Raw genomic sequence first — 21,623 nt, 5'->3', positions numbered from 1 at the left:
TCTGAGCCCGTCCCGTCCACTGGAGAAGAACCTGATATAGTGCGCTTCAACCTGTCTGTCCTTCGCAATCCCCTAGGCTTCATCCCCCTGCGCAGCATGACATTTGCCGTAGCGCTTGCTGGTCTGGCCGGTCATCACACCGCTCATGCGAGTGACGAGTCCGCCATTGATGGAACGCCAAGAACAAGCTGGGCAGATTCCGTTCGGGCCGCACTGTCCAACCGGGCTCATCAGGCCGCACATGCCTGGTCCCAGCATGGCATGGCGAGCTGGTATGGACGGCATTTCCACGGACGACGCACCGCAAGCGGCGCCACCTTCAACACCAATGACCTGACCGCCGCGCACCCGTCCCTGCCGATCGGAACAAAGCTTCTGGTAACGTCACAGGATACGGGGCGTTCCGTCGTGGTGACGGTCAACGATCGTGGCCCTTTCAACAGCCGCATCATCGACCTGTCCCACGCTGCGGCCGCAAAAATCGGGATGCTGGGCGCGGGTACAGCGCATGTCACCATCGCGAAAATGACGGAAGTGGCACCGTCCACGCAGGCGGGCTCCGAGCCTGAAGTGGCGGAAGCCGATCCTTCGGACACCAGCGCACAGGCAATTGAAGCCGCAGGCACCAATACAGCCCCTACCTCTCCGCGGGGCAGCACATCACCGCGCATCCCGCACCATCATCACTAACGCTGAACAACTGGCCTGATCCTCAGGCCAGACTTGTTCCTTCCGGCGGCACGGCCTGACTTTTACCAGCCCGGGCCTCAAGGCTGGCGTTCAGTTCCGCTCCAAACAGCACCACATATGCGCTCACGAAAAGCCACATCATGATGGCTGCGACAGCGCCGAGGGGTCCATATGTTGCGCCATAGCTGGCGAAATGCGCGACATACCATGAGAAGCCCAGAGACGTTGCCACCCACAGGATCGTCGCGAGGATCGAGCCCGGAAAAATCCAGCGCCACTCTGTATGCACGCGGCACGGCGCAAAGCGGTACAGCAGCGTCACAGCAATAAAGACGAACAGCAGCATAAGAACCGGCGCAAGCGTATGCACGATCATCGGTGCACCGTAGGACAGCAGAAAATTCACTGGAAATGGCGGATCGCTGAGGAAACTGACATGGCGCGGCAGGTAATCCACGAGAGCGGGTGCTGCCACCATCAGCGCCAGAGTGAGCGCAGCGCCCACGATAGCCGTCAGCGTGGTTGACAGCGCGACAGCCTGAAACTTCAGGAAACTCCGCGTTTCCTGCGCATTATAGGCCATGTTCAACGCGGAGAGGATCGACTTCGTGCTTGCCGAAGCGGACCACAGGGCCACTGCAAGCGAGAAGATCAGGCCGATTGTCAGCGACGAGTGGGGCTGGGAAATCAGTTCGTGAATCCGGTCACCAATCAGGGCATAGGCCGATGGCGGCAGGAGATGCCTCAGCACTTCGAGCTGGGGCTCGACTGACTGGAGATCAAAGGCCAAACCATAAAGGGAAATCAGGCTGGAAATGGCTGGAAAAAGCGACAGCGTGGCGTAAAACGCGCATCCCGCCGCAGAGAGCGAAGTCTGGCTGGAGCCGACTTCCGCAAAGAGATGCTTGGCGATGACCCGCCAGGCGGCATGATGCAGTCTGTTCTGCGATGATGCGGCATTCGAATCAGCGGCATCCGTGACAGCAGGTGATTGTCCCGACTCCGAAGATACGGCTTGTTCCGGCACGACCCGGGAGCCGGAAAGGGTCGCAGATTCGGGTGTCAAACTCACGCAGGGTTTCCTCGGCAGTGTCCTGTTGGGGCAGCGGTCGCGCTCATGACAGTCCGGATCGAACGACATGAGCCATGTACCTACGCGGAAGATGCCTTCAGCGTTCCGAATTCGCCCAGATTCACCACACCAATATTGGCAAAAGCATCACAATGCAAAATTAGCGGTTGCACGACGGGGCATTTGGTCCCATATGCCCGCCTCACGCAGCAACGCACGTGCCACTGGCCCACTCGAGGTTACGCAACGACGTCAAGCGTTCTGGCCTTCAGGAATCCACCCGTTACGGATTCCCGCTATTCGCCGGTCCGTTCGACCGTTTCGCAACACACTCGCAGGGCGATATTGTTCCCTGACGAGTCCGGTTCTGGGAATTGAGTGTCATGACTCCCAAAATCACCCGTTTCCTTGCCGAGCAGCAGCCGGCAACTCCTTGCCTCGTCGTCGATCTCGACGTCGTGGCCGCGCATTACCGTGCCCTGCACGATGCGCTTGGGGAAGCGAAAATCTATTACGCCATCAAGGCCAACCCGGCCCCGGCCATCCTCGAGCGCCTGGTCGGTCTGGGATCGTCTTTCGATGCCGCCTCTATTGCGGAAATCCGCATGTGCCTCGATGCCGGCGCAACGCCGGACCGGATCTCTTACGGCAATACGCTGAAGAAGCCGGAGTGGATCCGTGAAGCGCATGATCTGGGCATCAGCCTGTTCGTGTTCGACAGCATCGAAGAGCTGGAAAAACTCGGAAAGCATGCGCCCGGCGCCCGCGTTTTCTGCCGCCTGGCCGTAGAAAACGAAGGTGCCGACTGGCCCCTGTCGCGCAAGTTCGGCACCACGCTGAACAATGCCCGCACGCTCATGCTGCGCGCACGCGAGCTCGGCCTGAAGCCTTATGGCCTGTCCTTCCATGTCGGCAGCCAGCAGACCGGTGTTGCGGCTTATGATCATGCCATCGCCAAGGCGGCAGGGCTGTATCATGATCTGCGCGCGCAGGGCGTGGACCTTCAGATGCTCAATCTGGGTGGCGGTTTCCCGACGCATTACCGCGAGAACGTGCCTTCCGTTCAGGATTTCGCCGACACGATCCACGCGTCCCTCAAGACGCATTTCCCTGACGACGCACCCGAAATCCTGCTGGAGCCGGGCCGCTACATGGTCGGGCAGTCCGGCGTGGTGTCGAGCGAGGTCATTCTCGTCAGCCGCCGCGGGGGTGCCGTCACCGATCCGCGCTGGGTCTATCTCGACATCGGCCGTTTTGGTGGGCTGGCAGAGACGGAAGGCGAGGCCATCCGTTACACCTTCCGCACCTCCCGCGATTCAGAAGACGGTGTCCGTTCGCCATGCGTCGTGGCCGGTCCGAGCTGCGATGGTGTGGACATCATGTACGAGAAGAACCGCATCCCGATGCCGGATTCCCTCGAATGTGGCGATCGCGTCGAGATCCTCGCCACCGGAGCCTATGTTTCGACGTACTGCTCCGTCGGTTTCAACGGCTTTCCGCCGCTGACCGAATATTACATCTGAAAACGGCGTCTCCGGCCCATCTGTGGGCTGGGGAGGGTTCAGCCTCTGAACGGCTCTTCCAGCCCGGACTGGTACCCCAGTGCGGACAGAAGGTCGTCAGCGGAAATTTCAAGGTTTACGCAGGCGAGCCAGCAAAAACCGACCACGCCCACGGACAGCAACAACAGACAGACCGTCATGTGTTCCAGCTCCTCAAGGCCCGGAATGCGTGACGCAACGCCATTCCGGACAGTGCGCCTGCCCAGCGACATCATCAGTGCATCACCCTGTTCGCGTCAGGCGCTCCCCCGCGCTGCAGCGGTCCGCTATCCTGCGGCCACAGGACACGCATCCGCGACGGGCTGACCGATCGCCAGCGGCTGATCGACGACAGCGCCCCGCCCCCGGAAATCGTGGTCTCGTCTTTCAGCAGCGTTTTGGGAAGCCAGTGTCCTGCTCCGGCAAGGCAATCCGCCAGAAGCGTCAGGGCGGTGGCCAGACAACCCTGTACGAAGCGGTCCGGAAAAACTTCTGCAAGAAGGATGAAAACGTCACGCTGGCCTTCGTTCTGAGCCGCGACGATCCCGCGCAGGAAGCGCTCTTCCAGCACGGTCAGGGACTGCATGCCCGGCGCGTTCACGGCAAGCCGTGGCTGCCCTGCGACCGCCAGGAGATGGACGGCGTCCGAAAAGGCTCCTTCCGCAGCATCGAGCGCCGGACGGAAGCAGACCGGGAACAGGCCGTCGGTCGTTTTTGTCTCGGGACAGTTCGGCAAACGGTAATGGCTGATGAGGCAGCGGATGCTCCACAGCGCCAGCCGTTCACAGCAGCAGAGATCGGACAGGGAAAGCGACAGCCGTGTCATGGGGAAAAACTCCGAATCAGCAGGACCGGAGTTATCCTAATTGAGAATGATTTGCAGTTACAACTCAAAAACACGCTGCGGAACAGAAACATGCTGTTCCGCAGGCACGCTCAGTCAGTGGTGATGGTGGCCACAGTGCCCATGATCGTGGTCATGAGCATCATTTTCCGAGGCGCGAGGCGCCGTCTGGCAGTGATGGCACGCTACCCATTCGGCATCCCCGTCCAGATAATGCTCCTTCTTCCAGACAGGAACACGGTGCTTGACCTCGTCGATGATGTAGCGGCAGGCCCGGAATGCCGCATCGCGATGCGGCGCCGATACGCCGATCCACACGGCGACCTCCCCGACCTTCAGGCTGCCCGTCCGGTGCATGGCCACGGCCTCGCTGATCTCGAAGCGCTCCAGCGCCTCCGCCACGATACGTTCGCCTTCAAGCTGCGCCAGAGCTTCGTAGGATTCATATTCCAGACCATCTACGGGACGGCCGTCATTCCTGTTACGGACCCAGCCTTCAAAGGTGCAGAAGCCACCCGCCTCGGCCAGATGCAGATCCTCACGCAGCAGGTTCAGATCCACCGGCGCAGACGCCATCCGAAAGCGGCTCATCCTCCTGTCACCGGCGGAATGAACACGATGTGGTCTCCGTCCTTCAGGGGCTGCGTCCAGGGCGCGAAATCGCCATTGATCGCCACGCGGAGCTTCGAGGCTTCAAAGGGAAAGGCGTATGTCTCACGCAACTCCTCATAAAGCGGCCCGACGGTGGCAAATGCCGTCTCGAGTGACTGCTCCCGCGTTCCGGCAAGCTCCCGGAGCTGGGCGAAATATTCCAGTGTCAGGCGGATCATCGGCACTCCTGTCGGGTGTTCCAGACGCCGGGACGCATCCTCGCGTTCTCCGGGCGTGTTGATATTGTCGAGCGCACCACGGGCATGGGGCTCCAGCAGTCTGGTCGGGCTGTTGATCAGCAGCTTGCGGGGGCAGGTCCGGCCATCCAGAACCTGCTGCTCCAGACGGTCGAGTGCTTCGGGTTCCCAGATGGCACAGAGCGGTTCCGGCAGACCGTCATGCTCGCTGCGATAGGCAACCGCGACGTCTGTGGCCTCCCGCCTTGCGATCAGGTTCTCCAGCGTGTCCCGATCCAGCATCGGCAGATCACAGGCCAGAACCAGCCAGGCGACATCCGGACACGCCTGATGCGCGGACAGCAGACCCGCCGCCGGCCCGTCGATTTCCACTGAATCGACGATCTGCGGGAAAGCGGCGCGAAGAGGGTCTTCCGTCTGGTCCGCACGCACCGAGACGAAACATTTTTCCACCAGAGGCGACAGGACATCGAAGGCCGCCTGAAGCTGCGGCCTGCCGTGATAGGCGAGCGCGGCCTTGTCCGTCCCCATCCGCTTGCTGGCCCCTCCCGCAAGAATCAGGCCGTAAAGGGGCCTCACGATTCGATCCTCTGGAAGTCGCGCTTGCCACCTGCCTTGCCCATCAGCCGAACCTCGCGGATGACCATGTCGTGGGACATGGCCTTGCACATGTCGTAGATCGTGAGTGCCGCCACGGACGCGCCGGTCAGAGCTTCCATTTCCACACCTGTCCGCCCCTTGCACGACACCCGACAGTCGATCACCGCCTCGTCGCCCTCGATCGTGATGTCTACCCGGCAGCCGCTGAGGGCCAGCGGATGGCACAGAGGAATGAGCTGCGACGTCGATTTCACACCCATCACGCCCGCAATCTGCGCCACGGTCAGAACCGCGCCCTTGGCCGTCATGAACCCCGCTTCAGACAATGTCCGCGCCATGTCGGACGGGAAAACCAGACGGGCCTGGGCATGGGCATTGCGCTCGGTCACGTCCTTGCCGCTGATATCGACCATGCGCGGATCTTCGCCGTGTTCGTTGACATGAGTGAGCGTCTTCATCGTCTTCGATCTCCCGGTCCGACTACCGTTTCTATCCGCCGATATAATTCATCTCGATACGGCGGCGTGCGGGTGCATCGGAAGATGCTGCCCGCTCCTCACTATACCTGTCCGTCCGCTGGCGCCACACCCCGGCCAGCAGCGCGCGCAGGGCCGTATCTTCCGCGTCGCTGCGCAGAAGCGTCCGCAGATCTGTCCCCTCCGAAGCGAACAGGCAGGTATAAAGTTGCCCTTCCGACGACAGGCGCGCACGCGAACAGTCACCGCAGAACGGGGCTGTGACGGAAGAAATAAATCCGACTTCTCCGCCCCCGTCGCAGTAACGGTATCGTTGTGCAACCTCTCCGCGATAGTGCGCGTCGACTGGTTCGAGCGGCCAGCGGGCGTCAAGACGTTCAAGCAGGTCACGTGACGGAACCACTTCCGCTCGCTCCCAGTGATTGCGCGTTCCGACATCCATATATTCGATGAACCGCAGCACGACGCCACTGTGGCGGAAGCGTTCGGCCAGTTCCTCGACGCCAGCATCGTTCAGGCCGCGCTGGATGACGGTATTGAGTTTCACGCCGCCTGAAAAACCTGCCCGCGCAGCGCTGTCGATGGCCTCCAGAACGGGTTCAAGCTGCGCGCGGCCTCCGCTCATCCGCGCAAAAACCGCAGGGTCCAGACTGTCGAGACTGACTGTCACGCGGTTCAGCCCCGCCGCTTTCAGCTCCTGCACATGACGCTCCAGCAGCACGCCGTTCGTGGTCAGGGCAACATCTTCCACACCCTCGATGGCCGCCAGACGCGCCACGAGTTCCGGCAGCTTCGGACGCAGGAGCGGCTCCCCGCCCGTCAGCCGCAGCTTGCGCACCCCGAGCGACACCGCCACGCGCGCCACGCGTTCGATTTCATCGAAGCTCAGACGCTCTTTAGGTTCCAGAAAGCGAAAATGCTCGTGATAGGTCGCTTCCGGCATGCAGTACGGACACCGGAAATTGCACCGGTCCATGACGGAAATCCGCAGATCATGCAGCGGACGGCTGAAGCGGTCAGTCAGGGCGTTACCAGCCATAAAACAACACGGCTGTCCCACGGGGCGACACGGCATCCCCGCGTGACAGCTCCACAAACCCGTCCGTGGAGGCCAGAAAGCTGAAATCCCCGGATGTTGGCATTGGACACGGCGTTGCGCGCGCCTGTCCCGTCGCATCGTGATGGAGTTTTACGGGCAGAAAGCGCGTCAGTGTCGGGATCCGTTCGGCATCGGCATCCAGCACGACCGTATAGGGTTCGGGACGGCTCAATCCCTGCCCGGCCAGAAGCATCGGCATGACATAACGCACTCCGCAGGTCGTGGCGGAAACAGGGTTGCCCGGCAGCCCGAAAACGCGCTGCCCTTCCGGCCCGACCCCGAACCACAGCGGCTTGCCCGGACGCTGCGCCACCTTGTGGAACACCCGCTCGACCCCGATTTTCGACAGCGCTTTGGGAACGTGATCGAAGGCCCCCATCGAAACGCCCCCGCTCAGGATCAGAACATCATGTCGCGAAAGCTGTTCGCGCAGCGCCACGATCGTCTCCGCGAGATCGTCCGGTACGACGGAGCGTTTAATGCAGTTAAAACCGCGTGAAAGGAGCGCGCCGGTCAGGGCGAATTCGTTGGAGCGGCGGATTTCCCAGTCGCGCACAGGGGCGCCCACATCCACGAGTTCGTCGCCCGTCGCCACGATCCCGATGGAGGGAATCCGTGACACGCAGACCTGCGCATGCCCATTCCCCGCAAGAACCGCCAGCGCCGGACCATCCAGCCGACGCCCCGGCACCAGAAGCTCCGTTCCGGCCGCACAATCGGAACCCCGGCGATGGATGAACTGGCCCCTGCGCGGCTCATAGCCCTCTTCAAAGCGGATCAGTCGCCCTTCGCGGACAAGACGTTCGACCGGCACCACAGTGTCCGCCCCTTCCGGCAGGACCGCACCCGTCATTACTTCCAGACAGACAGGGCCATCCGGTAAAGCCTGGCCCGGCGCACCGGCGCGCTGGATTCCATGCGACACCAGCGTCTGGCCGCTGCCGTGACGGTAGGCAATGCCGTCCATCATCACGCGGTCATAAGGCGGCTGGGCGCGCTCGGCATGGATCGTCTGCTGAAGTACGCGACCGGCCGCCATCGTCAGATCCACCGTCTCGGGCCCAAAGCTGCCGGCATAATCCAGCACCAGTTCCATGGCCCGTGTAACGCTCAGGAGATCACTCATTTCCGCTCCGGTCGCTGGTGCGTCTGTTGCGCTGGCTGAAATGCCCACGCCGCGTTACCTGCCGATATAGACCTCATGGCCCACGGATCAACAGTCTGCGGCTGAAAGGGTATGTCATAATTGTCTTTGGCGTTACCCTGATGCCCTCAAAGCGCATCAGGGACCCTCCATGACGGACGCGGCACAGTTCTCTCCCCTTCCCCCGTGGCCGGATTACGGCCTGACGGACGACCTGCTTCCTACGCTGCAACGCTGGTCCGCAGACGGGAAAAATGCGGCCCTGGCGACACTGGTCAGCATCACGGGCTCTTCGCCCCGCCCGCTGGGAAGTGAAATGGCGATCTGCGAGGACGGGGAGGTTCAGGGATATGTGTCCGGCGGTTGCGTAGAAGCGGCCGTGCGTGCCGAGGCGCTGGAATGTCTGAAGGACGGACAGCCCCGGACACTAGATTATGGCGCGGGCAGCCCGGTTCTGGACATCCAGCTCACCTGTGGCGGTCGGATCGGTATTTTCGTCCGCCCGATTCCTGATCTTGCGACCCATGTTGCCGTCCGCATAGCGGCCCGGGACAGCCGCCGCCCCCTCACACTGGTCACGGACCTCGACAGCGGGAGCATGACGTTCCGGGACGGAGTGCGCCCTGCCGAACAGGAAGCAGGCCGTTTCTTCCGTCCGTATCTGCCGCCCTTACGACTGGTTCTGGCAGGCGGAGATCCGGTCACCCTCGCGATCCTGAACCTGTCCACCATCATGGGACTCGAAACCATTCTCATCCGGCCCTACGGACCGCCCGAGCCTCCTCCGGGACTGCACCCGGCCCGTTATCTGCGCGGAAATCTGGAGGCTGCCCTTCCCACGCTGCCGCTGGACCGATGGACGGCGGTTTATAGCCTCACCCACGACGCTCATTCCGATCTGATGCTGACGGCACATGCACTGAAATCAGATGCTTTCTGCGTCAGCATTCTCGGCAGCCGCCGCAAAATTCCCGGACGTCTGGAAGCTCTTAAGGCAGCGGGCGTCCCTGCCGAAGCCTTTGGCCGGCTGCACCTGCCCGCCGGGCTGGAAATCGGCGCACATGCTCCCATGGAGATCGCCCTTTCCATTCTGGCCCAGATGATCGCGAAACAGCCTCAATGAAACGCCATTCCGCTCTTCTTCTGGCTGCAGGGGGAAGCACACGGCTCGGACGGCTCAAGCAGCTACTGACTGTCAATGGCGTGCCACTGGTGCGGCATATTGCAGAATTGCTTCTGGCGACGGGACCGGAGCGCCTTGTTATCGTGACGGGGCGCGCGGCTGCGCAGATAGGCCAGGCTCTCGCTGACCTCGACGTCGTTCTGGTGCAGAACGATGACTGGGAAACCGGCATGGCATCCTCCCTCCAATGCGGATACCGGGCGCTCGGAGCAGACCTGGCCCCGCTGCTGATCGCCGGAACGGATCAGCCACGCCTGACATACGACCATCTCCGTGCCCTCCTGAAACAGGGGGAGCAACACAGGGATGTCGTCACAGTTTATGGAGAGGAAGGCCGGGGTATTCCGGTGCTGCTCAGCCCCGCGACGCAGCCGCATCTTGCCGACCTGCAGGGCGATACCGGGCTGCGTCAGCTCTGGAAAAACGGCGCAACCACACCGACCCTCCTCCACGCTCCCGAACTCGGCTTCGACATCGACACGCCCGAGCAACTTGATGGTGCAATAAGTGCCGGATGGATTGATCGGGACTGAAAAAAGCCGGGCCCTTTTACGAACCCGGCAGACAGGCTTCAGGAAATGCGGTGAATCCAGCCATGGACATCGTTCGTCCGGCCACCCTGCACATCCGTCAGGGACTTCTTGAGCTTCTGGGACACCGGGCCGGGCGTCGTTCCATCACCGAACACGGCCTCGCCCGACGGACGAACGAACCTGCCGATGGGCGAGAGAACCGCTGCCGTGCCGCAGGCAAAGGCTTCCGTGTATTTACCCGAAGCCGCACCCGCGAAAAGCTCGTCGATCTCGACAGGCTCTTCAATCACCTCAATTCCCTGATCGGCAGCAAGCTGGATCAGGCTGTTGCGGGTGATGCCACGCAGAATGGTGCCTCCCAGAGGCGGCGTGACGATCTTGCCGTCCTTGCGAACGAACATCACGTTCATGCCGCCCATTTCCTCGACGAAGCGACGCTCGCGCGCATCAAGGAACAGGACCTGATCGCAGCCCTTTTCCTTGGCTTCGGCCTGGGCGATCAGGCTTCCGGCATAGTTGCCGCCACACTTGGCTTCACCCGTGCCGCCGATCGCAGCCCGCGTATAGTTTTCGGACACCCACACGGATACGCAACCGGAACCGAAATAGGCTCCGACCGGACAGGCGATGACGATGAACAGATATTCGTTCGCCGGCTTCACCCCGAGGAAGACTTCATTGGAAATCATGAACGGACGCAGATAGAGGCTCTGCCCCTCTCCCGATGGCACCCAGTCCTGATCCACACGCACCAGTTCATCAACGGCCTGCACGAACAGGTCTTCTGGCAGTTCAGCCATGCCCATGCGGCGAGCAGACTCGGCAAAACGCGCCGCATTGGCCTCGGGGCGGAAGGTGGCAACATGGCCGTCCTTTTCGCGATAGGCCTTCATGCCCTCGAAGATCTCCTGCCCGTAATGCAGGACCGTCGAAGCCGGATCGATACTCAGGGGGCGGCGCGGTGTGATTTTCGCATCATGCCAGCCCTTGTCCACGGAATAGCGGATGATGGCCATGTGATCGGTAAAGACGCGCCCGAAGGACGGATTGGCCAGCAGTTCCGTCCGCTTCACGGGATCGGTCGGGGTTTCGGTCTGTTCGATGATGAAAGGCGTCATGGGAAAACACTTCCGAAGATTCTGGTCTTTAAAACAGCGGACGCACTCTGCCATACATGGTTCGCGCTGGCGATATGGAAAGCTTATTTCTTTTTCAAATTCTTTGTTGAAATTAAGGTGCGTTTATAGTGCTTTTTGAGTTCTTTTCTTAAGAAAAAAGGCAGATCCGATTATCCAGAAATCGGGCACAAAAAAACCCGGCCATTTCTGACCGGGTTTTTCGTCGTTCGAAAAGGCTGAAAAAATCAGCGCTTCGAGAACTGGAAGGAACGACGTGCCTTCGCACGGCCGTACTTCTTACGCTCGACAATACGGCTGTCACGCGTCAGGAAGCCAGCAGCCTTCAGGATGCCGCGCAGGCTCGGCTCGTAATACGTCAGTGCACGGGAGATACCGTGACGGACGGCGCCAGCCTGACCGGACAGACCACCGCCAGCGACCGTGCAGTACACGTCAAACTGGTTGTAGCGATCGGAAATCAGGAACGGCTGCGTGAGGAGCATACGCAGAACCGGGCGGGCAAAATACGTCGTGACCGGACGGCCGTTGACGATGATGTCACCCTTGCCAGGCTTGATCCATACGCGGGCCACGGCGTCCTTACGACGGCCGGTTGCGTAGGAACGGCCCTGGGCGTCACGCTTGACTTCGTGAACCGGGGCAGCGTTGGAGGTAACGGCAGGAGCAACGCTCGCAAGGTCCTGCAGCGTGCCGGTGCGCTCTTGGGTCTCGGACATGATACAGGCCTTACGACTCGTGGGTTACGGTGTTTTTGCGGTTCATCGCAGCAACGTCCAGCTTGACGGGCTTCTGGCCGTCATGCGGGTGCTCGGAACCGGCATAGACATACAGGTGCTTCATCTGGGCGCGCTGCAGAGGACCACGGGTGATCATGCGCTCGACAGCCTTCTCGACAACTTCACCCGGGTGCTTGCCCGTGAGACGCTGCGTGATGGTGCGCTCCTTGATACCGCCCGGATGACCCGTGTGGTAATGGAACAGCTTCTGCCCGACCTTGTTGCCCGTAAGGACAACCTTCTCGGCGTTGATGACGACGATGTTGTCGCCGCAATCAACGTGCGGGGTGAACTGCGGCTTGTGCTTTCCGCGCAGGCGGGTGGCGATGATGGTGGCGAGACGGCCGAGAACGAGCCCTTCGGCGTCGATCAGCACCCAGTTCTTCGTCACCTCCGCTGGCTTCAGCGAACGTGTGGTCTTCATTAGTGACATTCCAGCTTGGGGTGCGCCCACAAAGGCCGCACCGTGGATGGCGCCTGCGGTTAAAACGATGCCCGAAAGCATCCCCTCCCCCGCAAGGCGGATCAGGTGGGGCCTTATTGCCGTCTGCGGCGCGCGCGTCAAGCCCCGTTCACACATTGAATTATGTGATTCGCAGCGGTTTTCAGCCGTTTTTGACAATATGGTATCCTGTTACCGCAACAAAAACGACGTCCGCATTGCTCCATGTCGCGACAATGGTATCCTGCCGCAACACAGAACGTTCGCGCCCGACGCCTGTGCGGGGCCGTTTCAGACAGGAACATCAACGTGAAAAAACCCTGGCTCGCGGCGAGCCTGATTTCAGTAACGGCTGTGATCGGCCTGGCCGGTGTTCACCACGAAGCCCATATGGAACTGGTCCGCGGCCTGTCGAGCTTCCGGGCGGCCCTTCCGCCGGGAACCACATTCACTTACGGGACCGCTACGCCATCCATTCTGGCTCTTGGCGCCACCCTGACGGACATTACCCTGCGTGACGGGTCCATCACCCTGCGCGCCTCCCAGATGCGACTGGGTCATCCCCGGCCGATGCCGGATGGCAGGCTTTCCATCCGTTCGGTAGAGGTCCGTGAACCTTTCCTTCAGACACCGACCCAGATTATTCACGGCAGCACGCTCAGCCTGAGGCGCCTGTTCCTGCCACCATCAAGGGCGGCGGCAGAAGGCCATTCCCGCATTGATCTGGCGCACGTAACGCTTGCCCACGGCCAGATCGAACAGCTTTCCATCCAGAATCTGGCACAGTCCTCAGCGCCCGGTCCGGTCAATGTTCACAGCCTCTTTACCCGCCGCCTGACACTCGACAATTACGGCCCGGCCCTGCTGACGGCCCTACGGACCGACGCCGCAACCGTCGCTTATGAACGCACGCTGCAGGTCCCCGGTCATGACCCGCAGCTTGTCAGCGGACAGGCCAGTCTGGAGCGGCTTGATCTGAAACAGGTGAATCTCGCCGCACAGGTCGCAGCGCTCTGGGATCATCTTCCGCTCCCGTCGCAGATGGCCCCGCCCCAGAGTTTCGCCGCGCATAATTTCAGACTGAACATGACATCCGGTCTGTTCCGGCTGGACGATCTGCATGGCACGGGCACTTTGGAAAACCAGATCGCAACCGTGACGCAGGATCTGAAAGGCTTTCATTTCCAGAGCGACGAAAAGCTTCCCTTTCACATCAACGGGGCAGGTTCGACAGCCCATTATGTGCAGGTTTCCAACCTTGCGGATCACACGTCACGAACCAACGCCACCCTCGCAGTTCCGGGTTTCATGACCCTGACTGCCGATGCACGGACCATCCAGACGGATTTTACAGAACGGCATCCGTCACAGCAGCAGCTGCTGCAATCCACGGCCTTGCAGAATGTCACAATCTCCCTGCAGGGCGACCGCCTTCTTGATGCCGGTTTTCTCCTCGCCGCACGGCAGAGCGGAAACGGCATCACCGCTGCACAGATCCGCGAACAGACCGCCCAGATCCTTCAGACTGGCCTTGCGGCCAATCCCGCACTTGCGGCGATTCCCGATTACGTGATGCATCCTGCAGGTCGTACCCTGACAGTAATTTATGCCTCGGCTACGCCCATGTCCCTCAAGGCGCTCAATGAGGCCATGTCTTCGCCCGCCGCGATGCTGACATTCCTCGCCTCCCCCGATCTGAAGGCTTTTGCACAATGACGCCCGATGACATCACACCCCCCACGACCCCGACCAGCGGTCCTGTCTGCATCATCGGCGCAAGTGGACGCTCAGGGGCAGCCCTGTGCCGCACGCTTCTGGCACAGGGCCAGCAGATCATCGCCGTCGTCCGCAGCCAGGGCAATCTGGCGCCGGACATCGCCCAGGCCTGTCAGGCCGTCCGCATTGCCGACCTGACGGACCCCGGTACGCTCGCGCTGGCTTTCGAAGGCGCTGCGATTGTCGTCAACACGGCCCATGCGCGCCATTTGCCCGCCCTTCTCGCGGCCACGACAGTTCCGATCGTCGCTCTGGGCAGCACGCGCAAGTTCACGAACTGGCCGGACGATCACGGACGCGGGGTTCTCGCGGGGGAGGCCGCGCTCAAAGCGGATGGTCGCCCCTCGATTCTGCTGCATCCGACCATGATCTATGGCGCGCAGGGCGAAGACAACGTGCAGCGGCTGGCCAGGCTTCTGGAACGTCTGCCTGTCATTCCGCTGCCGGGCGGCGGACGCGCACTCGTACAGCCCATCGACCAGCGCGACGTAACACGCTGCGTCGTCGCGGCCATCCGCCTCATTCAGAGCGGAGACGTCACAGGCCCCGAGAGCATCGTCATTGCGGGCCCGACCGCTGTGGCCTATCGGACCTTCGTTCGCATGGTTCTGTATTTTGCGGAACTTGGCGGACGCCCCATCATTTCCCTGCCGGGATGGACGCTCATGGCGCTGTCTCATGTGACGCGCCGTATCCGCAGGCTGCCCCAGATCGCCCCGGAAGAAATCCGCAGACTTCTGGAAGACAAGAACTTCGATGTCGGCCCGATGGAACATCGTCTGGGCGTGACACCCATCCCGCTTGCCAACGGGCTTCATCACCTGTTCGGACACCGTTCCCACGAGAAGCGCAAACCCTGATCCGTTCAGGATCAGGGTTTGCGGCCTGCCTCAGTTGCGGGCGTAAACGTCTTCGATACGCACGATATCGTCTTCGCCCAGATAGGGGCCAGACTGGACTTCAATGAGAGTCAGGGGAATCCGGCCCGGATTCTCAAGACGATGCACACAGCCCAGCGGCAGATAGACGCTCTCGTTTTCACGAACCATGATCTGGTCCGTATCGCGCGTCACGAGCGCCGTGCCACCAACGACAACCCAGTGCTCGGCACGATGGAAGTGCTTCTGCAGCGAGAGCTTCTGTCCCGGCTCGACCACAATCCGCTTGACCTGGAAACGGTCCGCCTGGATCAGGCTCTCATAGAAGCCCCACGGGCGATACATGCGGTTATGCGCCACGGCTTCCTTGCGGCCGGCCTTTTTCAGACGGCTGACCATGTGCTTGACATCCTGCGCACGATCACGATGCGAGACCATGACAGCATCCTGCGTCACGACAACGACCAGATCCTCGACCCCGGCAACCGTGGCGACGATCCCGTCCGAGCGGACGTAACAGTTCTTGGCAGCATCCAGGAAAACGTCACCGAACGTGGCATTGCCCGCATCGTCCTTGGGAGACAGGTCCCACAGCGCATCCCAGCTTCCGATATCCGACCAGCCGAATGTTCCCGGCACCACAGCCGCACGCTTCGTACGTTCGGCAACGGCATAATCCACAGAGATGTCCGGAGCCTGACGGAAGCTCGCATCGTCCAGCCGGTCGAAGTCCAGATCGCTGTGACGCGTCTGAACGGCCTGCCCGACATGTTCATAGATCTCCGGCTCGAACGTCTTGATCTCGGAGAGGAAAACGCCAGCCTGCGTCACGAACATACCGGAATTCCACAGATACCGGCCATCACGGAAAAAGGCTTCGGCAGTTGCAGCATCAGGCTTTTCGACAAAGCGCGACACTTCAAAAACACCGTCCAGCCCCGGAAGAGGCGCGCCGCTTTCAATATAGCCATAGCCGGTTTCAACGCGCGTCGGCTTCATGCCGAACGTCACGATCCGTCCCTCGGCCGCCGCAGAGACTGCGTGTTCAAGCGAGGCATAGAGCGCGGCTTCGTCGGTAATTGCGGCGTCCGCAGCCATGATCCACAGGATGGCGTCCGGATCGGTTTCGGCCACGAGGAATGCTGCCGCCGCAATGGCCGGAGCAGAATTGCGTCCGACAGGCTCAAGCATGATCCGGGCGTTTTCGACGCCGACATCCCGCAACTGTTCCGCCACGATGAAACGGTGCTCGGAATTACAGATCACGATCGGCGCCGAGAGTTCTGCCCGGACGCCGCGCAGAGCAGTTTCCTGAATCAGAGTCCGTTCGGTCAGGAGGGGCCAGAACTGTTTGGGATAGCTGCTGCGGGACACCGGCCAGAGGCGGCTGCCTGATCCACCGGAGAGAATGACTGGAACAATCTTCTGAGACATAACTTTTTCATCCAGGAGATGGGGGCCATACAGCCTACCCGAATGGCCAGCACCATACATGAAGGTGAGAGCTATTCCAATTTCGCTTTACAGATACTTTCTCCAAATCCAATATTCACTTAATATTAATGAATTACAACGCAGAAAGAACGATCCCGGCACGCCGCGAAGATTGACTGTAAGCAAGAGCAGGCTTTCTTATCCCCGCACGGGAATCAGTACCGCCCGCGGAGAACAGATCCATGAAACAGAACATTTTCTCCTCGGGTATTCTGCTGGCACTTCTCGGATACGCCGCTTTTTCCATCAGCGATGCCTGTTCCAAAGGGCTGGCCGGACATCTCGATCCTTTTGAAGTCGCCTTTTCCGGCGGTGTTTTCGGCTTCCTGCTTCTGCCGTTCATCCGCCGCCCTGAAGAACCCTATTCCGATATTTTCGCAACCAGCCGCCCGGGCATGTGGAGTCTTCGGGCCGCTTCGACATTCGTCTCGACAGCAGCGAGCGTCATGGCGTTCATGCTGCTGCCCATGCCCGAAGCCCTGTCGCTGATGTTCCTGATGCCGTTCTTCGTCACCATCATTTCCGTGACGGTCCTGAAGGAAAAGGTTTCGTTCTGGACATGGCTCTCGGTTGGAATCGGTTTTCTTGGCGTACTGATCGTTCTACGGCCCGGGGCGCGGACATTCCATCTCGGGCATGTCTGCGCCATCGTCGCGGCTCTCGCCAACGCCATCAGCGTTGTGGCTTACCGACTGGCCGGAGACAGGAGTGCACGGCTTTCCTTATTCGGGTCGAGCCTGTTCGGCCCGCTGATCGGCGACGGCCTTCTCATGATAACCCATGCTTCATGGCCACATGGGTTGCGGATCTGGGCCATCCTGTTCGGCTATGGCTTTCTTGCGGCCCTTGGTCAGCTTTTCATGATGATGGCCACGGCCGTTGCTCCCGCGAACCGCGTCGCGCTACCGCAATACAGCCAGATGGTCTGGGCCGTGGGGTTCAGCTACCTGCTGTTTCATCAACCGCTGGACAACTGGACATTCATGGGAATCATCGTCGTAACGCTGTCAGGCATGCTGAACTGGATCCGCCAGAAACTGCGTTTCGAACGCATGGCACTGGAAGAACACTGGGAACACAGACATCACACGGATGCTGCAAAGCCTAGATAGAATTCATTCAGATTTTCAGAAGAAAGTGCTGGGGCGAATGACGGGGATCGAACCCGCGACAACCGGTACCACAAACCGGCGCTCTACCGACTGAGCTACATCCGCCACACAGCGACGCATTCTCTAGAGGAAGGTGGGGGCAGTCGTCCAGTCCTTTGATGCATTTTTTTTGCATCCTGGGTTTTTCCGCCTTCCCCCTTCCGCCTCAGATCACCGGAGTGCCCCCCGTGACCGCAATCGTGGCGCCGGAGACATAGCTGGCCTCATCGCTCGCCAGGAACACATAAGCCCCGGCCAGTTCCGCGGGCTGCCCCGGACGTTTCATTGGCGTGTCCGCGCCAAAGCGTTCAACATGCTCCACCTCCATGGTCGCGGGAATCAGCGGCGTCCAGATCGGGCCGGGCGCCACCACGTTGGAGCGGATCCCCTTTTCCCCCAGAAGTTGCGCCAGTCCCCCGCTGAAGTTCTGGATGGCGCTCTTGGTCGCGGAATAGGCCAGAAGCTTCGGCTTGGGCTGGTCGGCATTGACCGAAACCGTATGAATGAGCGCGCCACCACGCGGCATGTGCGGCAGAGCCAGACGCGACAGCCGAAACGCCGACCCGGCATTGATATCGAACGTCTTGTCCCATTCCTCATCACTGACATCCGCGAGAGACGAACGCTCGATCTGAAAAGCCGCGTTATTCACGAGGATGTCGATCTGCCCGAACTCAGCGACCGTCCGGTCCACCAATTCGGCGCAGACATCCCTGTCCCGCAGGTCTCCGGGAACAAGAAGAGCGCGCCGTCCTGCCTTGCGGATCCAGGATTCGGTTTCGCGGGCATCGTCCATTTCCTCTGGCAGGAACGACAGGACGACATCCACCCCTTCGCGCGCAAAGGCGATTGCAACGGCTCGACCGATACCGGAATCGCCGCCGGTGATGATCGCAATCTTTCCCCGCAGACGGTCATGGCCGACATAGCTCTGCTCGCCATGATCGGGCTTCGGCGTCATGAGTGATGTCTGGCCGGGAATATGATCCTGATGCGGGGTATTGAACGGCGGGGTGGGATAGGTGGCCATGATCTGCTCCGGATGAAGGAAGGTCTGTTCCGTCTCAACGCAAAGACCTCGCCCCTGTTCAATTCAGGTTCTCCAGACCTTCAATCCTGAACCGAGCCGGGTTACACTGCGTGCATCATTGCCGCGCCGGGCCTGAATACGTCGCACCCCGTTCACGCCCTGCCCTCAAGGATTTTCATGACTCCCGCTCTCTATCGTCGCCAGTGGGCACAGAACCCTCTGCGCGAAGTGCTGGCCGGAATGGTCGGAACATTTGCCCTCATTCCCGAGGTCATTGCCTTTTCCTATATCGCCGGGGTCTCCCCCGCGGTCTCGCTGTTCGCGTCATTCGTCATTTCCGTTTCAATCGCCATTTTCGGCGGACGCCCGGGGATGATCTCGGGGGCCGCCGGGTCTGTCGCTCTGGTGGCCGCACCTCTGGTTCATGCCCATGGCGTTCAGGCCATGCTGCTCGCCACACTGGTTGCCGGTGCGTTTCAGGTCCTGTTCGGTCTGCTGCGGCTTCAGGCCGTCATGCGGTTCGTCCCCGCCGAAGTCCGGACAGGCTTCGTCAACGCGCTGGCCATCATGATCTTCGCCGCGCAGGTCCCGCAGATGCTGGGGGTGAGCTGGCACACCTATGCGCTCATCGCGCTGGGCCTTGTCATTATCTATCTGCTGCCGCGCCTGTCAGATGCCATTCCTTCTCCGCTGATCTGCATCGTGGTTCTCACAGCCATCACGATGTTTTATCCGATGCCGGTTCATACCGTCTCCGATCTCGGCGATCTCCCGACCGGTCTTCCCAGCCTGACCTTCCCGCATATCGCACTGGACTGGGCCACATGGTCCGTCGTGCTGCCTTATGCGCTGGCCATGGCGGCTGTGGGCCTGCTGGAATCCATGATGACGGCCTCCGTCGTCGATGACATCACCGATACCCATGGCGACCAGCGCATGGAGTGCACAGGTCTCGGCATTTCCAACATTCTCGTTGGCGCCTTCGGGGGCATCGCGGGCTGTGGCATGATTGGCCAGACCGTTGGCAACCTGCGCTATGGCGGACGCGGGCGTCTGTCGACCTTCACTGCAGGCGCATTTCTGCTGGCGCTCATGGTTCTGCTGCACCGCTGGGTCGGGCAGGTTCCGATGGCCGCGCTGGTCGCCATCATGATCATGGTCTCCGCCAGCACGTTCTCCTGGGGGAGCCTGCGCGACCTTACACGCCATCCGCGCCTGTCCAGCCTGACCATGCTTGTCACCGTGGCCGTGGTCGTCATGACCCACGATCTGGCCGCCGGCGTCGCGGTCGGCGTTATGCTTTCAGGCGTGTTCTTCGCCTGGCACGCCGCAAACCTCCTGCGCGTTACGGAGCAGCGTTCCGGCGATGTGCTGACATACCGCGCCTCCGGTCAGGTCTTCTTTGCGTCCGCAGACAGTCTCTCGGATGCGATCGACTACCATACCGACGCCTCCACAGTCGTGCTGGATCTGTCCGATGCCCGTCTGTGGGACATCACCTCCGTTCAGACGCTGGAAAAAATCATCAGCAAACTGCAATCGCACGGCCGCACCGTCGACGTCACGGGGCTCGCCCCTGACCGGCACGGCATTCTTGCTGACCAGTCGAACGAAGCCCTTCTCGCGCTTTGAAAACCGGACCGGGCAGGGCAGACTGGGGATGAATTCCGTCCAATCTTTAATCTGGCTGTAATCTGCCCCCATACCCCTGCTCGCGCTCTGACGATAAGAAGAGATTATGGAGCCGTCCCCAGCATCCCCATCAGCTTTAACGCGCAAGCTTCCCCGCGATCATCGCGTGGATGCCCTTCGCGGCATTGCACTGCTGATGATGCTGGTGGACCATGTCCCGGATGACCTGCTCAATCGCATTACGATCCGCAATTTCGGATTTGCCGATGCGGCCGAAATCTTCGTCATGCTGGCAGGCTATGCCTCCTATCTGGCTTACGGGCGCCTGATCGACCGGGAGGGCTGGAAAACCGGCATCCACCGTATTCTGGCCCGCTGCCTGAAACTGTACCTGTACCAGACCGGCATGACGCTGGTTTTTGTCTGGACGGTCCGCCAATGGCGACACTACCAGCCCCTGCCGGAATATACGATCGAGCCCCAGCTCGCACACGGCTATAGCTGGCTGTGGCGCATCCTGACCTTCGATGCGCTGCCCAGCTATCTGAACATCCTGCCGCTTTATGTCGTGCTGCTCGCGCTGTTTCCGCTGATCTACTGGGTTCTCAAGCGCAGCCTGTGGCTGCTTATTGCTCTCAGCGTTGGCATCTGGGCCATCGCCAATCTGGATCCGCGCATTACCATCCCCAACTGGCTCGATCCCAGTGGATGGTATCTCAATCCGTTTGGCTGGCAGTTTCTCTATATCCTCGGCATTCTGGGCGCTGTCTGGGCTTCAAAAAACAACGGCGACCTGCCGTACCGTCCATGGGCCAAAGCCTTGTGTCTGGCCTACCTCGCCGGCGCTTTCGTGCTGTGCTTCCCCTACGAATACTGGCACGTCCCGTTCCTGCGGGTTTTTCCGGCGCCCCCCAACACGGGCAAATCCACGCTGGCCATCTGGCGACTGCTGGACATCATGGCGATCTTCTATCTGGTGCAGTCTTCCGCTGCGCTGCGCCGCATTTCCGCCGACCGGATCGGCCAGAGCCTTGCCCTGCTCGGCCGGAATTCGCTGGAAGTCTTCGCCTGCAGCACGGTGCTCGATCTGCTGGGACGACTGATGTTCGCCAGCTTCGGCATCAACCTGTGGGAACAGCTTGTGATGAATGTGGTCGGCCTCGGTCTGACCTATGCACTGGCCATACCGCTGGACCGTGTCCGCCAACGCGCCAGAGCCGCCCGTGCCTCTTCACGCAGCGCAGCTTCGGCGACACGGGCGTCCGAGTAGAAAAT

At 60.9% G+C, this 21,623-nt stretch carries 22 protein-coding genes and 1 tRNA gene; 9 read left to right on the top strand and 14 right to left on the bottom strand.

Features of this window, described 5'->3' with window-relative positions:
• Window positions 1-39 precede the first annotated feature (39 nt).
• A complete protein-coding gene (locus HK22_RS01940; protein WP_086648139.1) occupies window positions 40-690 on the top strand; it encodes a septal ring lytic transglycosylase RlpA family protein in 651 nt (216 codons plus the stop codon).
• Window positions 691-712: 22 nt separating this feature from the next.
• Here HK22_RS01940 and HK22_RS01935 read toward each other — a convergent pair whose 3' ends face one another.
• Window positions 713-1,762: a YihY/virulence factor BrkB family protein gene (locus tag HK22_RS01935; RefSeq protein ID WP_086648138.1), complete on the bottom strand. Its 1,050-nt coding sequence runs from the start codon at window positions 1,760-1,762 to the stop codon at window positions 713-715.
• A 383-nt stretch (window positions 1,763-2,145) separates the two neighbouring features.
• Here HK22_RS01935 and HK22_RS01930 point away from each other — a divergent pair, with 383 nt between their 5' ends.
• A complete protein-coding gene (locus HK22_RS01930; RefSeq protein ID WP_086648137.1) occupies window positions 2,146-3,285 on the top strand; it encodes a type III PLP-dependent enzyme in 1,140 nt (379 codons plus the stop codon).
• A 38-nt stretch (window positions 3,286-3,323) separates the two neighbouring features.
• Here the strand turns inward: HK22_RS01930 and HK22_RS01925 are convergent, their stop codons facing one another.
• The 7 genes from HK22_RS01925 to HK22_RS01895 form a co-directional block, all read right to left on the bottom strand.
• On the bottom strand, window positions 3,324-3,539 hold the full coding sequence (locus tag HK22_RS01925; RefSeq protein ID WP_062109952.1) for a hypothetical protein: 216 nt from the start codon (window positions 3,537-3,539) through the stop codon (window positions 3,324-3,326).
• Window positions 3,539-4,129, bottom strand: a complete 591-nt coding sequence (locus HK22_RS01920; protein ID WP_086648136.1) for a hypothetical protein — start codon at window positions 4,127-4,129, stop codon at window positions 3,539-3,541. Before HK22_RS01920 ends, HK22_RS01925 begins: the two co-directional genes overlap by 1 nt.
• Window positions 4,130-4,243: 114 nt before the next feature.
• Window positions 4,244-4,738, bottom strand: coding sequence for a molybdenum cofactor biosynthesis protein MoaE (locus tag HK22_RS01915; protein WP_086648135.1), 495 nt, complete (start codon window positions 4,736-4,738; stop codon window positions 4,244-4,246).
• Window positions 4,735-5,574 (bottom strand): NTP transferase domain-containing protein, encoded by an 840-nt coding sequence (locus HK22_RS01910; protein ID WP_086648134.1) that lies wholly within the window; start codon window positions 5,572-5,574, stop codon window positions 4,735-4,737. Before HK22_RS01910 ends, HK22_RS01915 begins: the two co-directional genes overlap by 4 nt.
• Window positions 5,571-6,053, bottom strand: coding sequence for a cyclic pyranopterin monophosphate synthase MoaC (gene moaC, locus HK22_RS01905; protein ID WP_086648133.1), 483 nt, complete (start codon window positions 6,051-6,053; stop codon window positions 5,571-5,573). Before moaC ends, HK22_RS01910 begins: the two co-directional genes overlap by 4 nt.
• Before the next feature lie 31 nt (window positions 6,054-6,084).
• Window positions 6,085-7,110, bottom strand: a complete 1,026-nt coding sequence (gene moaA, locus HK22_RS01900; protein ID WP_077803172.1) for a GTP 3',8-cyclase MoaA — start codon at window positions 7,108-7,110, stop codon at window positions 6,085-6,087.
• A complete protein-coding gene (locus HK22_RS01895; protein WP_086648132.1) occupies window positions 7,100-8,296 on the bottom strand; it encodes a molybdopterin molybdotransferase MoeA in 1,197 nt (398 codons plus the stop codon). The genes moaA and HK22_RS01895 overlap by 11 nt, the downstream gene beginning before the upstream one ends.
• 169 nt (window positions 8,297-8,465) lie before the next feature.
• Here HK22_RS01895 and HK22_RS01890 point away from each other — a divergent pair, with 169 nt between their 5' ends.
• Complete coding sequence (locus HK22_RS01890) at window positions 8,466-9,437, top strand: XdhC family protein (protein WP_086648131.1); 972 nt, start codon at window positions 8,466-8,468, stop codon at window positions 9,435-9,437.
• Window positions 9,434-10,030, top strand: coding sequence for an NTP transferase domain-containing protein (locus HK22_RS01885; RefSeq protein WP_086648130.1), 597 nt, complete (start codon window positions 9,434-9,436; stop codon window positions 10,028-10,030). Before HK22_RS01890 ends, HK22_RS01885 begins: the two co-directional genes overlap by 4 nt.
• A gap of 38 nt (window positions 10,031-10,068) precedes the next feature.
• On the opposite strand, the gene HK22_RS01880 is transcribed toward HK22_RS01885, so the two are convergent.
• The 3 genes from HK22_RS01880 to rplM form a co-directional block, all read right to left on the bottom strand.
• Entirely contained in the window at window positions 10,069-11,148 is a 1,080-nt protein-coding gene (locus HK22_RS01880; RefSeq protein ID WP_062028981.1) for a branched-chain amino acid aminotransferase, read from the bottom strand.
• 245 nt (window positions 11,149-11,393) lie between these two features.
• Window positions 11,394-11,885, bottom strand: coding sequence for a 30S ribosomal protein S9 (gene rpsI / locus HK22_RS01875; RefSeq protein WP_062028979.1), 492 nt, complete (start codon window positions 11,883-11,885; stop codon window positions 11,394-11,396).
• A 10-nt stretch (window positions 11,886-11,895) separates the two neighbouring features.
• On the bottom strand, window positions 11,896-12,369 hold the full coding sequence (gene rplM / locus HK22_RS01870) for a 50S ribosomal protein L13 (RefSeq protein ID WP_062028977.1): 474 nt from the start codon (window positions 12,367-12,369) through the stop codon (window positions 11,896-11,898).
• Window positions 12,370-12,696: 327 nt separating this feature from the next.
• Between rplM and HK22_RS01865 the strand changes: the two genes are divergently transcribed.
• Both HK22_RS01865 and HK22_RS01860 read left to right on the top strand, forming a co-directional pair.
• Window positions 12,697-14,103, top strand: a complete 1,407-nt coding sequence (locus HK22_RS01865; RefSeq protein WP_086648129.1) for a hypothetical protein — start codon at window positions 12,697-12,699, stop codon at window positions 14,101-14,103.
• Window positions 14,100-15,023 (top strand): SDR family oxidoreductase, encoded by a 924-nt coding sequence (locus tag HK22_RS01860; RefSeq protein WP_198945454.1) that lies wholly within the window; start codon window positions 14,100-14,102, stop codon window positions 15,021-15,023. Before HK22_RS01865 ends, HK22_RS01860 begins: the two co-directional genes overlap by 4 nt.
• A gap of 30 nt (window positions 15,024-15,053) precedes the next feature.
• On the opposite strand, the gene HK22_RS01855 is transcribed toward HK22_RS01860, so the two are convergent.
• The gene (locus HK22_RS01855; RefSeq protein WP_077803178.1) at window positions 15,054-16,475 is read right to left on the bottom strand and encodes a mannose-1-phosphate guanylyltransferase/mannose-6-phosphate isomerase; all 1,422 of its coding nucleotides are present in this window, start codon (window positions 16,473-16,475) and stop codon (window positions 15,054-15,056) included.
• A 242-nt stretch (window positions 16,476-16,717) separates the two neighbouring features.
• Here HK22_RS01855 and HK22_RS01850 point away from each other — a divergent pair, with 242 nt between their 5' ends.
• The gene (locus HK22_RS01850) at window positions 16,718-17,647 is read left to right on the top strand and encodes a DMT family transporter (RefSeq protein WP_086648128.1); all 930 of its coding nucleotides are present in this window, start codon (window positions 16,718-16,720) and stop codon (window positions 17,645-17,647) included.
• Between the two features lie 29 nt (window positions 17,648-17,676).
• Here the strand turns inward: HK22_RS01850 and HK22_RS01845 are convergent.
• Window positions 17,677-17,752 (bottom strand) — tRNA-His (locus HK22_RS01845).
• Between the two features lie 100 nt (window positions 17,753-17,852).
• Window positions 17,853-18,716 carry an SDR family oxidoreductase gene (locus HK22_RS01840; RefSeq protein ID WP_062110216.1) on the bottom strand — a complete coding sequence of 288 codons (864 nt, stop codon included), beginning with the start codon at window positions 18,714-18,716 and terminating at the stop codon, window positions 17,853-17,855.
• A 177-nt stretch (window positions 18,717-18,893) separates the two neighbouring features.
• Here HK22_RS01840 and HK22_RS01835 point away from each other — a divergent pair, with 177 nt between their 5' ends.
• Complete coding sequence (locus HK22_RS01835; RefSeq protein WP_086648127.1) at window positions 18,894-20,348, top strand: SulP family inorganic anion transporter; 1,455 nt, start codon at window positions 18,894-18,896, stop codon at window positions 20,346-20,348.
• A 106-nt stretch (window positions 20,349-20,454) separates the two neighbouring features.
• Window positions 20,455-21,618, top strand: coding sequence for an OpgC family protein (locus HK22_RS01830; RefSeq protein ID WP_086648126.1), 1,164 nt, complete (start codon window positions 20,455-20,457; stop codon window positions 21,616-21,618).
• Window positions 21,619-21,623 lie beyond the last annotated feature (5 nt).

Origin of the sequence: Gluconobacter sp. DsW_056, from assembly GCF_002153595.1 — a bacterium.
In the GTDB taxonomy this organism is placed as follows: Bacteria; Pseudomonadota; Alphaproteobacteria; order Acetobacterales; family Acetobacteraceae; genus Gluconobacter; species Gluconobacter albidus.
Note: the sequence above shows the minus strand (reverse complement) of the source record. Positions and strands in the feature narration are given on the sequence as shown.